At 71.2% G+C, this 16,704-nt stretch carries 12 protein-coding genes and 1 tRNA gene; 2 read left to right on the top strand and 11 right to left on the bottom strand.

The features are described 5' to 3' along the window. Positions 1 to 286 precede the first annotated feature (286 nt). Complete coding sequence (locus O7615_RS20730) at positions 287 to 2,314, top strand: tetratricopeptide repeat protein (protein ID WP_278179427.1); 2,028 nt, start codon at positions 287 to 289, stop codon at positions 2,312 to 2,314. On the opposite strand, the gene O7615_RS20725 is transcribed toward O7615_RS20730, so the two are convergent. The 3 genes from O7615_RS20725 to O7615_RS20715 form a co-directional block, all read right to left on the bottom strand. After that, positions 2,264 to 3,175: a carbohydrate kinase family protein gene (locus tag O7615_RS20725; protein WP_278179425.1), complete on the bottom strand. Its 912-nt coding sequence runs from the start codon at positions 3,173 to 3,175 to the stop codon at positions 2,264 to 2,266. The two genes, O7615_RS20730 and O7615_RS20725, sit on opposite strands and share 51 nt — an antisense overlap. A gap of 43 nt (positions 3,176 to 3,218) precedes the next feature. Beyond that, positions 3,219 to 4,337, bottom strand: a complete 1,119-nt coding sequence (locus tag O7615_RS20720; protein WP_278179424.1) for a hypothetical protein — start codon at positions 4,335 to 4,337, stop codon at positions 3,219 to 3,221. Positions 4,338 to 4,631: 294 nt separating this feature from the next. Next, positions 4,632 to 4,704: transfer RNA gene (locus tag O7615_RS20715), tRNA-Asn, on the bottom strand. Positions 4,705 to 4,978: 274 nt separating this feature from the next. Between O7615_RS20715 and O7615_RS20710 the strand changes: the two genes are divergently transcribed. Next, positions 4,979 to 5,365: a hypothetical protein gene (locus O7615_RS20710; protein ID WP_278179422.1), complete on the top strand. Its 387-nt coding sequence runs from the start codon at positions 4,979 to 4,981 to the stop codon at positions 5,363 to 5,365. 83 nt (positions 5,366 to 5,448) lie between these two features. Here the strand turns inward: O7615_RS20710 and O7615_RS20705 are convergent, their stop codons facing one another. From O7615_RS20705 to O7615_RS20670, 8 genes are all read right to left on the bottom strand, one after another. Continuing rightward, a complete protein-coding gene (locus tag O7615_RS20705) occupies positions 5,449 to 6,456 on the bottom strand; it encodes a sugar phosphate isomerase/epimerase family protein (RefSeq protein WP_278179421.1) in 1,008 nt (335 codons plus the stop codon). 231 nt (positions 6,457 to 6,687) lie between these two features. Further along, positions 6,688 to 8,400, bottom strand: a complete 1,713-nt coding sequence (locus tag O7615_RS20700) for a ThuA domain-containing protein (RefSeq protein ID WP_278179420.1) — start codon at positions 8,398 to 8,400, stop codon at positions 6,688 to 6,690. A 24-nt stretch (positions 8,401 to 8,424) separates the two neighbouring features. Next, positions 8,425 to 11,283, bottom strand: a complete 2,859-nt coding sequence (locus O7615_RS20695; protein ID WP_278182168.1) for an RICIN domain-containing protein — start codon at positions 11,281 to 11,283, stop codon at positions 8,425 to 8,427. Positions 11,284 to 11,529: 246 nt separating this feature from the next. Continuing rightward, on the bottom strand, positions 11,530 to 12,597 hold the full coding sequence (locus O7615_RS20690; protein WP_278179418.1) for a polyprenyl synthetase family protein: 1,068 nt from the start codon (positions 12,595 to 12,597) through the stop codon (positions 11,530 to 11,532). Beyond that, positions 12,594 to 13,982 (bottom strand): nucleotide pyrophosphatase/phosphodiesterase family protein, encoded by a 1,389-nt coding sequence (locus tag O7615_RS20685; RefSeq protein WP_278179416.1) that lies wholly within the window; start codon positions 13,980 to 13,982, stop codon positions 12,594 to 12,596. Before O7615_RS20685 ends, O7615_RS20690 begins: the two co-directional genes overlap by 4 nt. Beyond that, positions 13,979 to 15,217: a metabolite traffic protein EboE gene (gene eboE / locus O7615_RS20680; RefSeq protein WP_278179414.1), complete on the bottom strand. Its 1,239-nt coding sequence runs from the start codon at positions 15,215 to 15,217 to the stop codon at positions 13,979 to 13,981. The genes O7615_RS20685 and eboE overlap by 4 nt, the downstream gene beginning before the upstream one ends. After that, the gene (locus O7615_RS20675) at positions 15,217 to 16,068 is read right to left on the bottom strand and encodes a TatD family hydrolase (protein WP_278179412.1); all 852 of its coding nucleotides are present in this window, start codon (positions 16,066 to 16,068) and stop codon (positions 15,217 to 15,219) included. The genes eboE and O7615_RS20675 overlap by 1 nt, the downstream gene beginning before the upstream one ends. Then, on the bottom strand, positions 16,068 to 16,691 hold the full coding sequence (locus tag O7615_RS20670; protein ID WP_278179410.1) for an EboA domain-containing protein: 624 nt from the start codon (positions 16,689 to 16,691) through the stop codon (positions 16,068 to 16,070). Before O7615_RS20670 ends, O7615_RS20675 begins: the two co-directional genes overlap by 1 nt. Positions 16,692 to 16,704: the final 13 nt, after the last annotated feature.

Here is a 16,704-nt window from a genome sequence, read left to right as displayed (position 1 = left end):
GGCAACGATTACCTTCGTCACTGTAGCTGACATTGGTGCTGCTGTATTTTTAACGATCGGCGTTGGCCCCCGCGCCAGAGGTGACGAGTGTCCGGCCTAGTGTGATCATTTAATGTTGCGATGGGCCGCCGGGCAGCCGGAGTAGCGGGGCGGGGTATGCGTGATGTCGCTGGCCGACAGAAACGGTGACATCAGTAATGTGATGCCTGGCGCTGTCACCGGGCCGATGGTGCAGGCCGGCAACATCGGTGGGGATGTCCATTTCCACCATCGAGACGGAGCGAGCGTGCCGATCCCCCGGCAGCTCCCGGCGCCTCCGGCTCATTTCGTCGGACGCGACGTCGAACTGGCCGAGATCGACCGGCTGCTGACCGAGGAGAGAACAGGCCCGGCGCTGATCGTCATCAACGGTGTTGGCGGGATCGGGAAGTCGGCGATCGCCTTACAGTGGGCGCAGCGGGTCAACTCCCAGTTTCCTGACGGCCAGTTGTACGCGCACCTCGGCGCCTTCAACCCCACAGGCCCGATAGCTCCTGCTGAGGTGCTCGGGCAGATGTTGCGGTCGCTGGGTGTCGCCCCGCAACGCGTCCCGGCCGACACCGCCGAACGGGCGGCGACGTTCCGGTCCATCACCGCGGGCAGGAAGCTTCTTCTGCTGTGGGACGACGCGGTGTCGGCCGCCCAGGTGCGTCCGCTGCTCCCGACATCATCATCGTGCGTGGTTGTGGTGACAACGCGGTGGCGCCTTGCCGGCCTGGTCACTGATGGGGCTCGGTTCCTGGCCGTGGAGCCGTTGTCGGAGCCCGTGGCGATCGAGTTGTTGACCAGGGCGGTCGGCGCCGACCGTACCGCGAGTGACCCAGCGTCGACATCGTCGTTGGTGCGTCTGTGCGCCGGGTTTCCGATCGCGTTGGCGGTGACCGGGGCCAGGCTGGCGACCCGCCCGCGGTGGCCAATCAGGCGTTTGGTCAACGAACTGGCCGAGGAGCATCGACGGCTACGTGGCCTCGGTGGGCAGGAGGATGTCTCGCTCCAGAGTGCGTTCGACCTGTCGTACCAGGAACTGCCCGACCCGGTCGCGCGGTGCTATCGAATGGTGGGCCTGCATCCGGGAACCGAGTTCGGCCTCAACGTCGTGGCGGCCGGCCTCGAGGTGGGACAGCAGGAGGCCGCCGACCTGCTGGACGCCCTACTGGAGGCGAGCCTGCTCAGCGAGACGGCTGACAACCGGTACCGGCTGCACGACCTGGTCCGCCTGCATGCCAGACAACACGCCGAGACCGACCCGGACCAGCCGCTCCTGACCCGTCGCATCATCGAGTGGTACCTGGCCGGGGTCTCGGCTGCGGACAGGCTGCTCACCCCCTACCGTCGCCGGGACCGGGACAACCCCTTTGCCACTTCACAGGCCCAGGTCGTCGCGCTGGCCGACCGGGACGAGGCCCTGGCGTGGCTGGAGCAGGAACGCGGGAATCTCGTGGCGGCGATCCAGTACGCCGCCAGCCATGACCTGTTGTTGCTGGCCTGGCAGATCGCGGACGCGATGTGGCCCCTGTTCCACTACCACCGGCACCATCGCGACCGGATGGAGGTGGATCGACTCGCGGTGCGTTGTGCCCAGCAGCTCAACGACCACGACCGTGAGGCGCGGATGCTACGCCGGTGGGCCTTCGCGCACTTCGACCTGGCCCAGTTCGATCGGGCTCGGGAGCTGTTCGAACGTTGCCTCCAGCTCTGCGAGGAAATCGGGGACCAGTATGGGACGACATCGGCCGTCGAGGGCCTCGGCCTGGTCGCCCTCGTGCAGCGTCGGCATCCGCAGGCCGTGGTGTACTTCAGCCGTCAACTGAGGCTGTGCCGGGAAGCCGGCCAGCACCGCAGGATCGGGCTGGCCCTGCTGAACCTGGCGATGGTGGGAAACGAGTCGGCACAGCACCGGCTGGCGCTGTTCCATCTGCGGGACGCGGCGGCGATCTTCGCCAGCCTCGGCGACGTCGACCCGTACAACGACGCCCGCGTACGAATCGAGCTTGGGCGGGCACTGGGACACCTGGGCGAACACCGCCCGGCCCGGGAGAAGTTGACGCAGGCGCTGGCGGACATGCGGTACCTGGATTCCCCGCGCGGCCAAGCGCAGGCCCTGCACAGACTCGGCGAACTCGCCCTGGCCGGGCAGGAGTTCGCCGAGGCCCGTACCTACCTGACCCAGGCCCTCCGGCTGTACGAGGAAATCGAAGACGTCGAGGCCGGCCAGGTGCGCCACCTAACCACCCTGATCCCACCAGCCGACACTGATCCGCACCGGATGCCGTAGCCGTAGCTGCGCCAGTTCCCGCCCGCTGAGCAACACCGAGGTCGGTTGGCGGTGACCAACGCGCCAGCCGGCAAAGACGACCGCGTCGCTGAGCGCCTCGACCGGATTGCCGGTCGCCAACCAGCTGTGCAGGAATGCCGCGAAGAGACTGTCACCAGCGCTGGAAGTGTTTCGTACGCCCAGCGGTGCCACCGCAGCGGCAGTGACAAGCCGCCCATCGCGCAGACCGAGGACGCTGCCGCGCGGGCCGCAGCCGACCGCCGCCATCGCTGCTCCCGGATGGCGGGTCAGCACCTGCGCGATCCACGTGGGCGCCGGACACGGCAACCGCTCACCGCTACAGAAGATGATGTCCGCGACATCGAGCCACGGTTGGTGGTAGACCTCATTGATGTCGGCGATCACGTTCACGTCCACCGCGACCGGCACACCCTTTAGCACTGCGGCGGGGAGAAGCTCCCGCACGAAGCCGGCATTCGTCAGTACGGCGAGGTCGGCACCAGCCAATGCCTGAGCGAACCGGGATTCCGGGTACCCGACCGCGTTGACCACCGCCAGGTGCGGGTAGACCATCCTCTTGCCGTCGGGTGCCACCAGCACCACCGTCTGCGAGGAGCCCGTTCCCTCGATCACGCCCGGACCGTCCAGTCCTACGGCACGCAACTGCGCACGCACCAGTTCACCCGCCCCGTCGGTGCCGACGATGGAACACAGGTCCACGTCATCACCGAGATGGCGCAGGATGGCCGCGATCTGCGCTCCCGCGCCCCCAAGGCCCGCATCGATCCACGCGGGAGTGGAGACCGGCGCGTAGCGGACCGGAAAACCGTCGACCGCCAGATGGACGGCCAGGCTGGCCACCCCGGCCACCACGATCCTGCTTCCCATGTCGAGACCCCTTCCCTCAGTGATCGATCAACGTCGGTGGGTCGACCGGCATGGCCTCGTCACCACCGCTCGGCACGGACATCGCCAACAGCCGGTACAGATGCGTGCGCAACAACGGCGCCGCGCGGCCGGGCTCGGAGGTGACCGCCGCCGCGATCGGCAGGTGCGACGCCTCCCGTCTCGCCCGTCCCGCGGCATCCAGTTGGGCCGGCAGCGGCTGGTGTGCCGTCAACGCCGGTGTGGTCCCCGCCAACAGCTCGGTGGCGGAGCCAGGAGCGGTGCATCCCGGTGGGCTGCTCGCGCGCAGTACCGGCACGCCAGCTGCCGCTGCGTAAGTGGTGACCGATCCGTGGTCACCGATGAGCACATCCGCGGCCGCGACGAGTCCCCGCCAGGTCATCGGCTCCACCACCCGGAGGCCGGACCGCAGCTGCTGGCGCAGCCAACTCAGAATCTGGCGACGCCCGTGGCACCACACGCCCGGGTGCATCACAAGCCGCACCTCGTAGTTCTCCTGCGGCAGCCCGTCGAGCAGGTCAAACAGCGTGCGCCACGAGCGGCCCAACAACGACTCCGGACCCCAGGTGGAACTGACCGCGACGAGAGTGCGGCCGTCGGGGACATCGAGCGACCGTCGGTACGCGCGACGCCGCGACGCCGTCGCAGCCAGTCGATCCAGGCACAGGTCGCCGACCACCGTCGCCACCGGCACCGCCTGCGGGCACTGCCGGGCCAGCACCGGGATCACGTCCCGGTGCGACACCGCGACCATCGCCGGTACGAGTCGCCCGTACCAGGTCAACCAGGGCGAGCCCAATCCCACCACGAGGCCGCTGGCCGGGCCGCCCAGCGCGGCCGGGGCCAGCTTGTTGTTCATCACCCCATGCGCCAGCGCCACCACCGGGCCATGCAGCTTGTGCACACCAGCGCAGTCGGCCGCCACGATCAGGTCGAAGTCGGTCTCGGTGGCCTGATCCCAGGGGATCACCACCGCGCCGAGACCGCGCAGGTACTCCTGGACACCATTGCTAAACAGGTCTGGTGCCTGGGCGAACACCACCTGAAGCCGCTGGTCGCACTCCATCAGCTCGACCGCGTCCAGGACGTGCCCCGCGCTGGCGAGCGTATGGACCACCGCCAGCACCATGCGCTGCGTCGCTGCGGTCCGCCACCTCGCGGCCCTGCTGCTTACCGGAACCCGGACCCACTCCTGGACCATCACGCACCTCGTCTCCTGGCGGCTGCGACAACGAGCCCAGAGGATGCACGGAGACGGCGAGCACGAGTGCGAACGGCGCATCGGACACGAGTGCGGACACGATCGCGAACGGCGCAGGTCAGCCCAGGTAAAATTCGTTGAGGAGCAGGGGCGGTGGACCACGGCGAACGCCCACCGGCTTGCCGGTGGGCGTTAGTGTCGAGCAGGAAGCTCCCCCGTTTGGACTCGAACCAAAAACCTGCCGGTTAACAGCCGGCTGCTCTGCCAATTGAGCTACGGGGGACCGCAGCACCGCTCGGAACGGATCTCTCCGCGCCCGCGTGCCGGGCACAAGAGTACAGGACTCCGGGGGGTCGCGGTCCAGGGGGTTGTCGACCCGGCCGCACGACGACAATCGGACTGAACGGATAAATCGTCATCGGGACACACGGAGGTATGAGCGGAGAGCAGGATGGGTAGTTAGCTGCCGACAGCAGGACGTAGGCGCGAACTGATCAGTCCCGCCCACCGGGTTCCCGGAGCGAGACGACGGCGCGTCAGGTACGAAAGGAGCCGCCATGCGCGGAAAGATCATGTTCCTTGGCGGGCTGGCTGCAGGGTTCGTCCTGGGCGCCCGTGCCGGCCGGGAGAAGTACGAGGAGTTGGTGGTCCGGGGCCGCAAGGTGCTCGACCACCCGACCGTCCAGGAGGCGGCCGGGGTCGCGCAGGCCCAGGCGAACCGGCTCTACCACGAGGGCAAGGACAAGCTCGGCAACTCCAGGCTGGGCGAGAAGCTGAGCCACAACGGCAGGGAGGGGCTCACCTCCGCCGACGACACGTTCGCCGGCACGCCGGCCACGACCGGCGCCAAGTCGGGTTCCGGCTCGTCGAGCACCACCAGCTCGACGTCCACCACCCCCCGCACCAAGCCGTCGAGTTCCGGGACCAACGGCAGCACCGTCTGACCACGCCCGGAGGGCACACCACGGCAGGGGCCGCATCCGTCGACGGATGCGGCCCCTGCCGGCCACCGTTCAGTCCTTGCTGCTCAGTCCTTGCTGCTGAACGCCGCGTCGAAGGCGGCGGTCGGGGCGTCGAAGGCGAGCCGACGGACGAACTGGAGCGCCTCCGGGGCGCCGACCAGCCGGTCCATCCCGGCGTCCTCCCACTCGATCGAGATCGGCCCGGAGTAGCCGATCGCGTTCAGCGCCCGGAAGCAGTCCTCCCACGGCACGTCGCCGTGCCCGGTCGAGACGAAGTCCCAGCCGCGCCGCAGGTCCGCCCAGGGCAGGTGGGAGGCCAACCGGCCGCGCCGTCCGTCGCCGGTACGCACCTTGGCGTCCTTGCAGTCGACGTGGTAGATCCGGTCGGCGAAGTCGAAGATGAAGTTGACCGGGTCGAGTTCCTGCCAGACGAAGTGCGACGGATCCCAGTTCAGCCCGAACGCCGGCCGGTGCCCGATCGCCTCCAGGGTCCGCTTCGTCGTCCAGTAGTCGTACGCGATCTCGCTCGGGTGCACCTCGTGGGCGAAGCGCACCCCGACGGAGTCGAACACGTCCAGGATCGGGTTCCACCGGTCGGCGAAGTCCTGGTACCCGCGTTCGAGCATCGACGGCGGCACCGGCGGGAACATCGCCAGGGTGTGCCAGATCGACGAGCCGGTGAAGCCGACGACGGTGTCGACGCCGAGCTTCGCGGCCGCGCGGGCGGTGTCCTTGATCTCCTCCGCGGCCCGTCTGCGGACCCCCTCGGGCTCGCCGTCCCCCCAGATCCGGGCGGGCAGGATGCCCTGGTGCCGCTCGTCGATCGGGTGGTCGCAGACCGCCTGGCCGACCAGGTGGTTGGAGATCGCGAAGACCTGCAGGTGGTGCTTGGCGAGCGTCTCCCGCTTGCGTTCGACGTACGACTCGTCGGCCAGGGCCTTGTCGACCTCGAAGTGGTCGCCCCAGCAGGCGATCTCCAGGCCGTCGTAGCCCCACTCGGCGGCGAGCCGGCACACCTCGTCGAACGGAAGGTCGGCCCACTGGCCGGTGAACAGCGTGATCGGTCGCGCCATGTGTCCTTCTCCCCTGTTGGTGATGGGGATTCCGTTGCTGCGTGACCGGGGCGAGGGATGACCGGATGCGGGCGCCCCGACGGTGTGCCGGTGGGCGCGGTCGCGCCTGGGACCAGCGGGTTGCGCCTCCCGCCGGTTCACCGGCCACCTCGCGGTCGCCGCCTTCACTCTAGGCGCGCGGCGCGCGGTTAAGAAGGGTCCCCGGCACGATGGCCGGGGACCCTGCCTGCGCTAGGGCAGGACCCAGCGCTGGTTGGCGCCGGTGTGGCAGGTCCACAGGTGCACCGCCTGGCCGTCGGCGGAGCTGTTGTTCGACACGTCGAGGCACTTGCCGGACTGCGGGTTGCGCAAGGTGCCGTTGGACTGCGCCGCCCAGTTCTGGGCGGCCGTGCCGTTGCAGGTCCAGAGTTGGATCTTCGTACCGTCCGCTGAGCCGCCACCGGAGATGTCCAGGCACTTGCCCAACGCCCGGACCGTCGAGTTCGGCGTCACCGTCCACGTCTGCGCCGCACTGCCGTTACACGTCCAGATCTGGATCTGCGTACCGTCGGCGGTGGCCGCGTTGCGCACGTCGAGGCACTTGCCGGCGAGCCCGGTGATCGGGCCGCTGCCGCCCGGCGGCGGGTTCGAGCCACCCAGTTCCCTGATCCGGATGTTGCGGAACGACGCGTCGTCGCCCGCGCCGTGGTTCTGGATGCCGATGTGGCCGGCGAGCGACCGGACCGGGTTGGTGTTGGTGAAGTCGTTGATCTTCGAGCCGTTCAGGAAGACCTGCAGGCGCTCCCCCTCCACCAGCAGTTCGTAGGTGTTCCACTCCCCCGGCGGGTTCAGCGCGGCGTCGCGGGCGGCCAGGTCGGCCGACTGGAAGCCGTAGACGGCGCCGGTGGTCCGGTCCGGCGCGTCGGTCGCGTCGATCTGGATCTCGTAGCCGTTGTCCACCGCCGACCACGGGTCGTTCGACGGTGGGAAGCCGATGAAGACGCCCGTGTTGTCGTCGCCGGCCAGCCGCCAGTCCAGCTTCAGCGAGTAGTTGGTGAACTGCTTCGCGCTGTACCAGTACAGGCCCATCCCGCCGACCGAGGTGAGCGTGGCGTCGGAGTTGGTGAAGCTGCCCGGCCCGGCCTGGGACCAACCGGTGGTCGAGCCGTTGTAGAGCGTGGTGTAGCCGGTCTCCGGGCGGCAGTCGGCCTTGGTGCGGCCGGCCGCGTACCGGATGCCGCCGAGCAGGTGCGCCCGGAACGCCGGCTCGGCGTACGACGCCTGGGTGTGCCCGCCGCCGGTGTAGAAGGAGCGGCCGCCGCTGTAGGTCTTGCACCAGGCGATCGGGTGGTCGGCGCCCATCACGCCACCCGAGTACGTCGACTCGTCGAGGGTGGCCAGCACCCGCGCGCCGGGGCGGGCGTTGCTCTGGTAGTCGTACCACTCGTCGGTGCGCGTCCAGCTCTGCGGCAGGTGGGCGGTGGCCGCGTGGGCGCGGTTCTCGACCCGGACGGTGGCCTGCTGGATGGCCGGGTGCGAGCGGAAGTACGCCCCGACCAGGTTGCCGTAGAAGGGCCAGTCGTACTCGGTGTCGGCGGCGGCGTGCACGCCGACGAAGCCGCCGCCGGAGCCGATGTACGACTCGAAGGCGCTCTGCTGGCTGGCGTTGAGCACGTCGCCGGTGGTGTTGAGGAAGACCACCGCCTCGTACTGGGCGAGATTGCCGGTGGTGAAGGCGGCGGCGTCCTCGGTGGCGGTGACGGTGAAGTTGTTCGCCGCGCCCAGGTCACGGATGGTCTGGGTGCCCACGGCGATGGAGTCGTGCCGGAAGCCGGCGGTCTTGGAGAAGACCAGCACGTCGTACGCCGCGTCGGCGGCGCTGACCGAGGTGGCCGGGGTGGTGCAGGCGAGCACGGCGAGGACGGCGGTGGCCAGGCCGAGGGCGGGTCGGAGGAGTCTGCGCATGTCGCTCTCCCAACGGAGGTGGGGTTAGGGCAGGGTCCAGTGCTGGTTGGCGCCGGTGTGGCAGGTCCACAGGTGCACCGCCTGGCCGTCGGCGGAGCTGTTGTTCGACACGTCCAGGCACTTGCCGGACTGCGGGTTGCGCAAGGTGCCGTTGGACTGCGCCGCCCAGTTCTGGGCGGCCGTGCCGTTACAGGTCCAGAGTTGGATCTTCGTGCCGTCCGCCGACCCGCCACCGGAGATGTCCAGGCACTTGCCCAACGCCCGGACCGTCGAGTTCGGCGTCACCGTCCACGTCTGCGCCGCACTGCCGTTACACGTCCAGATCTGGATCTGCGTACCGTCGGCGGTGGCCGCGTTGCGCACGTCGAGACACTTGCCGCCCAGGCCGGTGATCGGGCCGCTGCCCCCGGAGCCGCCGCTGCCCGTGGTCAGGGTGAACGAGTCCAGGTCGTAGAGCGCGCCCGTGCCGGTGCCGGCGAAGGTCAGGTAGAGCGTGGTGGTGCCGGCCGGCGGGTTGCTGACGGCGCCGGTGACGGTGGTGAAGGCGTCCCACCCGCCGGTGACCGGAACGGTCGCCGTGCCGAGCACCGTGCCAGTGGCCGAGCCGGCCCGCACCTGGAGGGTGCCGCCGGAGCCGGCCGAGGAGACCCGGGCGCTGAACGACGTCACGTTGTTGATCCGGTACGGCTCGAACGCGATCCAGTCGCCGTTGTGGATGTTGCCGACGGTCTTGCCGCCCTCGGCGGCCGCCTTGTCGAAGACGTCGACCCCGGAGGAGGTCTTGTAGTGCTCGGCCTGGCGGTGGCGCGGCTGAAGGGTGTGCTGGGTGTGCGTGGTGAGCCCGCCGGTGTCGGTGTACTCGGCGTCGAAGATGGCGAAGATGTTCGCCGCGTCGTCGTGCTCGCCGTCGACCGGGATGGCGATCGAGCCGGTGCAGCCGTTCTGCGAGGTGATCTGGTGGCCGTGGCTGTCGTGACCCAGCACGTAGGTCATGGTGACCCTGGTGCAGTCGATGGTGCCGTCCTCCGGGTCGGTCACCGTGATGCTGAACGGCACGGTGTCGCCGAAGCTGAACAGCTGGCCGTTGCCCGGGCTGTTGATGGTGACCGTCGGCGCGGTGTTGCCGACCCCGATCCGCACGCTCGCGGTGCCGGTGGCGCCCTGCGGGTCGCGTACGGTCAGCGTGGCGGTGTACGTGCCGTTGGCGGTGTACGTCTTGCTCGGGTTGGCCGCCGTCGAGGTGGTGCCGTCGCCGAACGCCCACGAGTAGGTCAGCGCTCCACCCTCCGGATCCGACGACCCGGCCGAGGAGAAGTTCACGGTCAACGGGGCGACACCGGAGGTCTTGTCCGCCGAGGCCACCGCCGTGGGGGCCCGGTTGCCGCCGCCGACGTGGTCGTAGCGGTACAGGGCCGAGTTGGCGTCGCCGTTGAAGTACCCGGTGCCGTAGTCCAGCACGTAGAGCGCGCCGTCCGGGCCGAAGGCCATGTCCATGACCTGCTTGCCGTTCCACGGGAAGGTGTCGATGGTGCCGACCGAGCCGTTGCCGTTGACGTGGATCGGCTTGATCCAGCCCCGGCCGAACTCACCGGCGAAGAAGAGCCCGTCGAAGCTCTGTGGCCACTTGGTGGCCGAGTTCAGACCGGCGTCGTACCGGTACACCGGGCCACCCATCGGGGACTCGGAGCCGCCACCGAACTCCGGCGGGCTGCCGGCGTCGCCGGCGTAGCGGATCCAGGAGGGCTGGGCGCCCGGCAGGGTGGGCAGGCCGGTGTTGCGGAACGAGTTGTTGGTCGCCCCGCCGGTGCAGTTGTACTTCGGGCCGGCGGTGCCGGCGGCGAAGTCCCACTCGGCGTACGTCTCGGCGGCGGTGTTGGTGCCGGTGCAGTACGGCCAGCCGTAGAAGCCGGGCCCGGTGACCCGGTTGAACTCGACCTGCCCGCTGGGGCCCCGGGCGGTGGTGGAGCCGGCGTCCGGCCCGTAGTCGCCGACGTAGACGATGCCGGTCGCCTTGTCGACGCTCATCCGGAACGGGTTGCGGAAGCCCATCGCGTAGATCTCGGGGCGGGTCCGCGCCGTGCCGGGGGCGAACATGTTGCCGGCCGGGATCGCGTACGACCCGTCGGCGTTGACCTTGATCCGCAGGATCTTGCCGCGCAGGTCGTTGGTGTTGGCCGAGCTGCGCTGCGCGTCGTACGCCGGGTTGCGGTTGGTCCGCTCGTCGAGCGGGGCGTAGCCGGCGGAGTCGAACGGGTTGGTGTCGTCGCCGGTGGACAGGTACAGGTTGCCGGCGGCGTCGAAGTCGATGTCGCCGCCGACGTGGCAGCACATGCCCCGGTCGGCCGGGACGTCGAGGATGTCGACGCGGCTGGACTGGTTGAGGGTGAAGTCGGCGTTGAGGGTGAACCGGGACAGCCGGTTGACGCCCTGCCAGGCGGAGAAGTCGGTGGCGGTGGCCGGGGCGTCGCCGCTCGGGGTGGACAGCGGCGGGGCGTAGTAGAGGAAGATGTGCCGGTTGCTGGCGAAGTTGGGGTCGACGCCGATGCCCTGCAACCCCTCCTCGTCGTGGGTGTAGACGGCGACGGTGCCGATCACCGAGGTGGTGCCCGCCGCGTCGGTGCGGCGGACGGTGCCGTTGCGGGCGGTGTGCAGGACCGAGCGGTCCGGCAGCACCGCGAGGGTCATCGGCTCGCCGACCTCGGCGACCCCCTTGGCGAGGGTGACCTGCTGGAAGTCGGTGGCGACGATGGGGTGGGCCTGGGCCGGGGTGGGGCCGCCGAGCGCGGCCGGGCCGGCGCCGAGCGCCACCGTGCCGGCCGTGACGACCAGGAGCAGCGCCGAGGCGCCGGTGAACCACCGTGCGGGGTGGTGGGTGGTGCCCATGGTGGACATCGCTGTGCTGTCCCTTCCTGACGAGTGACTGCCAGGGCGGGCGCGCGCCGTCGCGCCGGATGCCGTAGCGGTGGGGGTGCCGAGGGGGATCCCGCGCCGCCGGTTCACCTCGACGAAACAATCCGGTGTTGACGACGACACTAAACGGCATACGTCGATGTGTCTATATCTTCTGACGATCCAGTGCAGACTTTCGTCAGTTCGGCAAAAAGTTGCCGAGGCAAGGGCCGGGACGGCTCAGCTCTGGCGGTCGATCGCCTGGGCGGCAAGCGCGGTCAGCGCCGCCCGGCTGTCGGCGGCGACTGTGGTGTGTGCCAGGGCGGCAAGCCCGGCCTCGGCCCGAACCTGGATCATCTGCTCGATCGTCCGGCGGGCACCGGTGCTCTCGATGATCTCCCGCAGCTCGGCGGCGCCCTCCGCGTCGAGGTCCGGGTTGCCGAACAGTTCCCGCAACCGCGCGCTCTGCGCCCGGTCGGCGGCGTCCCGGGCCAGCGCCATCATCACCGTCGGCTTGCCCTCGCGCAGGTCGTCCAGGACCGACTTGCCGGTGACCGCCGGATCGCCGAAGACCCCCAGCACGTCGTCGCGGAGCTGAAAGGCGTCCCCCAGCGGATCGCCGAACTCGGCCAGCGCGTCGACCAGTTCGGGCGGCGCACCCGCCAGCGCGGCACCGATCTGCAACGGCCGGGTGACCGTGTAGCGGGCCGCCTTCATCCGGATCACGGTCAGCGCGCTGGCCACCGAGCCGTCGCCCACCCCGGACACCAGGTCGAGATACTCCCCCGCGATCACCTCGGTCCGCATCAGCGCGAAGACGCCGTACCCCCGGTGCACCGCCTCGGGCGACAGCCCGCACTCGTGGAACATCTGGTCGGACCAGGCGGCGCAAAGATCACCGCAGAGCAGCGCGGTGTTGCGCCCGTACGCCTCGGGGTCGCCCCGCCACGACGAGCGGGCGTGCAGGTCGGCGAAGATCCGGTGCACGGACGGTTCACCCCGGCGGCGGTCGCTGCCGTCCAGGATGTCGTCGTGGATCAGCGCGAACGCGTGGAACAGCTCCAGCGCGGCGGCGGCGACCACGATCGGCCTACCGTCCGGGCCGCCCGCGCCCCGCCAGCCCCAGTAGCAGAACAGCGGACGCAGCCGCTTGCCGCCGGCCAGCACGAACCGGTGCAGCGTGGTGAACACGCCGCGCGGCGCGCCGTCCGGCCAGTCCGGGTCCTGCCGGTCGAGGAACGCGGTCAGCTCGGCGTCGAACCGGGCGCGCAGCCGCGCGTCGTCGGTCTGTGGCGCCGTGACGGTCACCGCCCCTCCAACCCAGCCAGCTCCAGCAGCAGCCCCTTCACCTCCGTGGCCGCGATCCGTTCCCGCGCCGCCGACGCGTCGGAGCAGAGCAGCACCGGCCCGTCGGCGGGGTCGGCGGGCAGCCGCCCGTGCGAGCCCCGGACCGCCCGCGCGCCGGCGTCCAGCCCGACCACGCTCATCAGGTACCGCATCCCGAGCTTCTTGCGGGCCAGCGCGAGCGCGGCGCGACGCTTCGCCGCGCCCGGGTCGGCCGGGTCGAAGAACAGCTCCGCCGGGTCGTACCCGGGCTTGCGGTGGATCTCGACCAGTCGGGCGAAGTCCGGCGCGCGGGCGTCGTCGAGCCAGTAGTAGTACGTGAACCAGGCGTCCGGCTCGGCCACCAGCACCAGCTCGCCGGCGCGCGGGTGGTCCAGCCCGTGTGCCGCCTTGCCGTCCGCGCCGAGCACCTCGGCCACCCCGGGCAGACCGGCGCAGAGTTTCGCCACCGCCGGCACGTCCGCCGGATCGCGCACGTACACGTGGGCGACCTGATGGTCGGCGACCGCGAACGCCCGCGAGGTCCACGGGTCGAGGTACTCCATGCCGGCCTGGGTGTGCACCCGCAGCAGCCCTTCGGCGCGCAGCAGCCGGTTCACGTCGACCGGCCGGGACACCTCGGTGATGCCGTACTCCGAGAGCACCACCACCGTCGCCTCCCGGGCCGCCGCGGCGTCCAGCAGCGGGGCGAGGACGCCGTCCAGCTCGGCCGCCGCCGCCGTGGCCCGGGGCGAGGCGGGGCCGAAGCGTTGCAGGTCGTAGTCCAGGTGCGGGACGTAGACCAGGGTCAGGTCGGGCGACTGCTCGGCGAGGATCTGCTCGGCTGCCTGACAGATCCAGCGCGACGAGGGCAACCCGGCGCCCGGCCCCCAGTAGGTGAAGAGCGGGAACGTGCCGAGCCGGTCGGTGAGCGCGTCGTGCAGGTGCGGCGGGTCGGTGTAGCAGTCCGGCTCCTTGCGGCCGTCGGCGTGGTAGACCGGTCGCGGGGTGACCGTCCAGTCCACGTCGGCGCCCATCGCGTACCACCAGCAGACGTTGGCCACCGTGTAGTCGGGGCGGACCCGTCGCGCCGCCTGCCACAGCTTCTCCCCGCCGACCAGCGCGTGGTGCTGCCGCCAGAGCAGCACCTCGCCGAGATCCCGGAAGTACCATCCGTTGCCGACGATCCCGTGTGCGGCGGGGAGGGCGCCGGTGAGGAAGGTCGACTGCACCGAGCAGGTCACCGCCGGCAGCACCGTGCCCAGCTCGGCGCGGAAGCCGGTGTCGGCGACCGCGCGCAGCCGGGGCATGTGCGCCAGCAGTCGCGGGGTCAACCCCACCACGTCGAGCACCAACAGACGTCGACTCATGGCGCCACCGCCGCTTCGGTCGGGGTCAGCCCGAGGGTGACCAGTTCGTCGCGGGCGAAGGCCAGCTCGGCGGCGATGCCGGCGGCCAGCTCCGCGTCGGTGCGTGGGCGCCGTGCCGCCGGCAGCACCCCCCAGGTGTACGTCTCGACGTCGAGGTGGTCGCAGCCGGCGTCGGGGCTGGCGAAGAGCGCGGCCAGCGCGGCGCGCAGCACCGGCAGGGTCGAGCCCAGCGGCGGCTCGGGCGGGGCGTGCAACGGCACGTGGTAGTGCACCCGCCACGGGCCGGGCAGCGCCGCGTCGAGGGCGACGTCCAGGTCGTCGGCCGCCCACGCCGGATCGGCCGGATCGGCCGGGACAGCCGGATCAGCCGGCACGGGTCGGTTGGCGGCTCCGGCGGTCGGGGTGGCGCAACCGGCGGTGCGGGTCTGGTGCAGGAAGCGCGGCTCGACCCAGCGGCGCAGCGCGGCGGCGTCGCCGGCCGGGTCGGCCGCCTCCAGCGCGGCGGATACCTGCACCTTCACCACCGGCAGCCCGGCAGCGGCCAGCCGATCGAGCGCGGCGGCCGGTTCCTCCCAGGCACAGGCGAGGTGCGCGAGGTCCAGGCAGATCCCGAGGCGCCCGGTGTCCACACCGGAGAGTGCGGCGGCGGCCTGTGCGGTGCTCTCCACCACACAGCCGGGCTCCGGCTCGAAGCCGACCCGCACCGGTCGGCCGGTGTCCCGCTCGACGGCGGCGAGCCCGGCCGCGAGCTGGTCGAGCCGGCGACGGGCGGCGTCCGCGCGAGTGCCGTCCCAGGGCGCCCGCCAGGCCAGCGGCAGGGTGGAGACCGAGCCGCGCTCGGCGTCGTCGGGCAGCAGGTCGGCCAGCACCCGGGCCAGGTCGAGGGTGTAGTCGAGGCGTTCGCCCGTGGTCCAGTCCGGCCGGTACACCGCGCCCTTGACCACGGGTGCCTGGAAGGCCGCGTACGGGAAGCCGTTGAGGGTGACCACCTCCAGGCCCCGCACGGTCAGCTCGGTGCGCAGCCGGCCGCGGGCGGCGGGGTCGGCGGCCAGGCCGGCGGCGACCGGGGCGGCCAGCCACAGGCCGAGGCCGAGCAGGTCCGTGTCGAGCGTCTCGCGGACCGGCACCGCGTACGTGTCGAGTTGGGCGAGGATGCCGGCGAGCTCCTCGGCGGGGTGCACATTGGTGCAGTACCCGAGGTGGACGGTGCGCCCGCCGGCGTGCCGCAGCCGCATCAGCTGCCGCCGCGCAGGATCGAGTTGCCGGCGAAGGTCGGCTCGGCGGCGTCGTCGTCGGCCAGGTCGAGCCGCCCGGACTGCCCGTAGAACTCGACCGGGTTGCGCCAGAGCACCCGGTCGACGTCGTCGTCGGTGAAGCCGGCGCGTCGCATCGCCTCACCGGTGGCCCGGGTCAGCAGCGGGTCGGAGCGTCCCCAGTCGGCGGCCGAGTTGACCAGCACCCGCTCGGTCCCGTACGCCCGGAGCAGCTCGACCATCCGCGGCGGCGACATCTTCGTGTCGGGGTAGATGGAGAAGCCGAGCCAGCAGCTGGTCTCCCGGACGGCCGCGACGGTGACCTCGTTGAGGTGGTCGAGCACCACCCGGCCCGGCTCGATGCCGGACTCGGCGACCACGGCGAGGCTGCGTTCGACGCCCCGGGCCTTGTCCCGGTGCGGGGTGTGCACCAGCGCCGGCAGGTCGTGCGCCACGGCCAGGGCGAGCTGGGCGGCGAAGGCGTCGTCCTCCTCGGGCGTCATCGAGTCGTACCCGATCTCGCCCACCGCCACCACGCCGTCCTTGTCCAGGTAGCGGGGCAGCACGTCGAGCACCGGCCGGCAGCGCGGGTCGTTGGCCTCCTTCGGGTTCAGCGCGATCGTGGCGTGGTGGCGTACGCCGAACTGCCCGGCCCGGAACGGTTCCCAGCCGATCAGCGAGTCGAAGTAGTCGGTGAACGAGCCGACACCGGTGCGCGGCTGGCCCAGCCAGAACGCCGGTTCCACCACCGCGCGGACCCCGGCGGCGGCCATCCGCTCGTAGTCGTCCGTGGTCCGGGACGTCATGTGGATGTGCGGGTCGAAGATGCGCATCACACCTCCCTGGGGTGCGGTCGGCCGGTCCCGGCGGGCAACCGGTCCAGCAACTCGGTGGCGTCGGCGGGCATGGCCCGGCCGGCGGCGGCCCGCTCGGCGGCGAGCGCGGCGAGCATCGCCGCCAGTTCCCCGTCGGCGCGGGCGTCGAGGTCGGCCACCACGGCCAGCGGTACCCCGGTGAACACGCACTTGAGCACCGCCTGCCGCCAGGCCGGCGGGTCGAGATGCCGGGCGTACGGGCCGAGGGCCGCGGCGACCAGCCGGGTGTCGTTGGTGCGGATCGCGTCGTGCAGCAGCGGCAGCCCGGCCGCGCCGACGGGCAGCAGCGGCAGGGCCTTGAGCACAGCCCGCTTCTCGGCGGCGTCCCCGGTGCGGTAGAGCGCCTCCGCCCGCGTGGCGTGGTCGCTCGGCAGGGCGGTCAGCAGCAGCGCGCGGGCCGCCTCGTCGGCGGTCCAGCCGGGCAGCTCGGGCAGCGCGTCCCGGCCGCAGCGCCGGCCGGCCGTCGGGAAGAACCGCGCGATCGTCGCCGGCTCGGCCGCGACGCGGTCCAGGGCCGTCACCAGCCACTCCGGATCGGGTACGCCGCTCAGGGCCACCCGTAGGTCGTCCGGTGTCGTCACCGTCTCCACCCCT

The sequence above is a fragment of the Micromonospora sp. WMMD1082 genome (assembly GCF_029626175.1).
Taxonomy (GTDB): Bacteria; Actinomycetota; Actinomycetes; order Mycobacteriales; family Micromonosporaceae; genus Micromonospora.
This window is presented reverse-complemented; position numbering and strand designations above follow the sequence as displayed.

Excerpts from the sequence above, each read along its gene's own strand:
- O7615_RS20710 (WP_278179422.1), top strand. The coding sequence starts at position 4,979 with ATGCGCGGAAAGATCATGTTCCTTGGCGGGCTGGCTGCAGGGTTCGTC.
- O7615_RS20705 (WP_278179421.1), bottom strand. The coding sequence starts at position 6,456 with ATGGCGCGACCGATCACGCTGTTCACCGGCCAGTGGGCCGACCTTCCG.
- O7615_RS20700 (WP_278179420.1), bottom strand. The coding sequence starts at position 8,400 with ATGCGCAGACTCCTCCGACCCGCCCTCGGCCTGGCCACCGCCGTCCTC.
- O7615_RS20695 (WP_278182168.1), bottom strand. The coding sequence starts at position 11,283 with ATGGGCACCACCCACCACCCCGCACGGTGGTTCACCGGCGCCTCGGCG.
- O7615_RS20685 (WP_278179416.1), bottom strand. The coding sequence starts at position 13,982 with ATGAGTCGACGTCTGTTGGTGCTCGACGTGGTGGGGTTGACCCCGCGA.
- eboE (WP_278179414.1), bottom strand. The coding sequence starts at position 15,217 with ATGCGGCTGCGGCACGCCGGCGGGCGCACCGTCCACCTCGGGTACTGC.
- O7615_RS20675 (WP_278179412.1), bottom strand. The coding sequence starts at position 16,068 with ATGCGCATCTTCGACCCGCACATCCACATGACGTCCCGGACCACGGAC.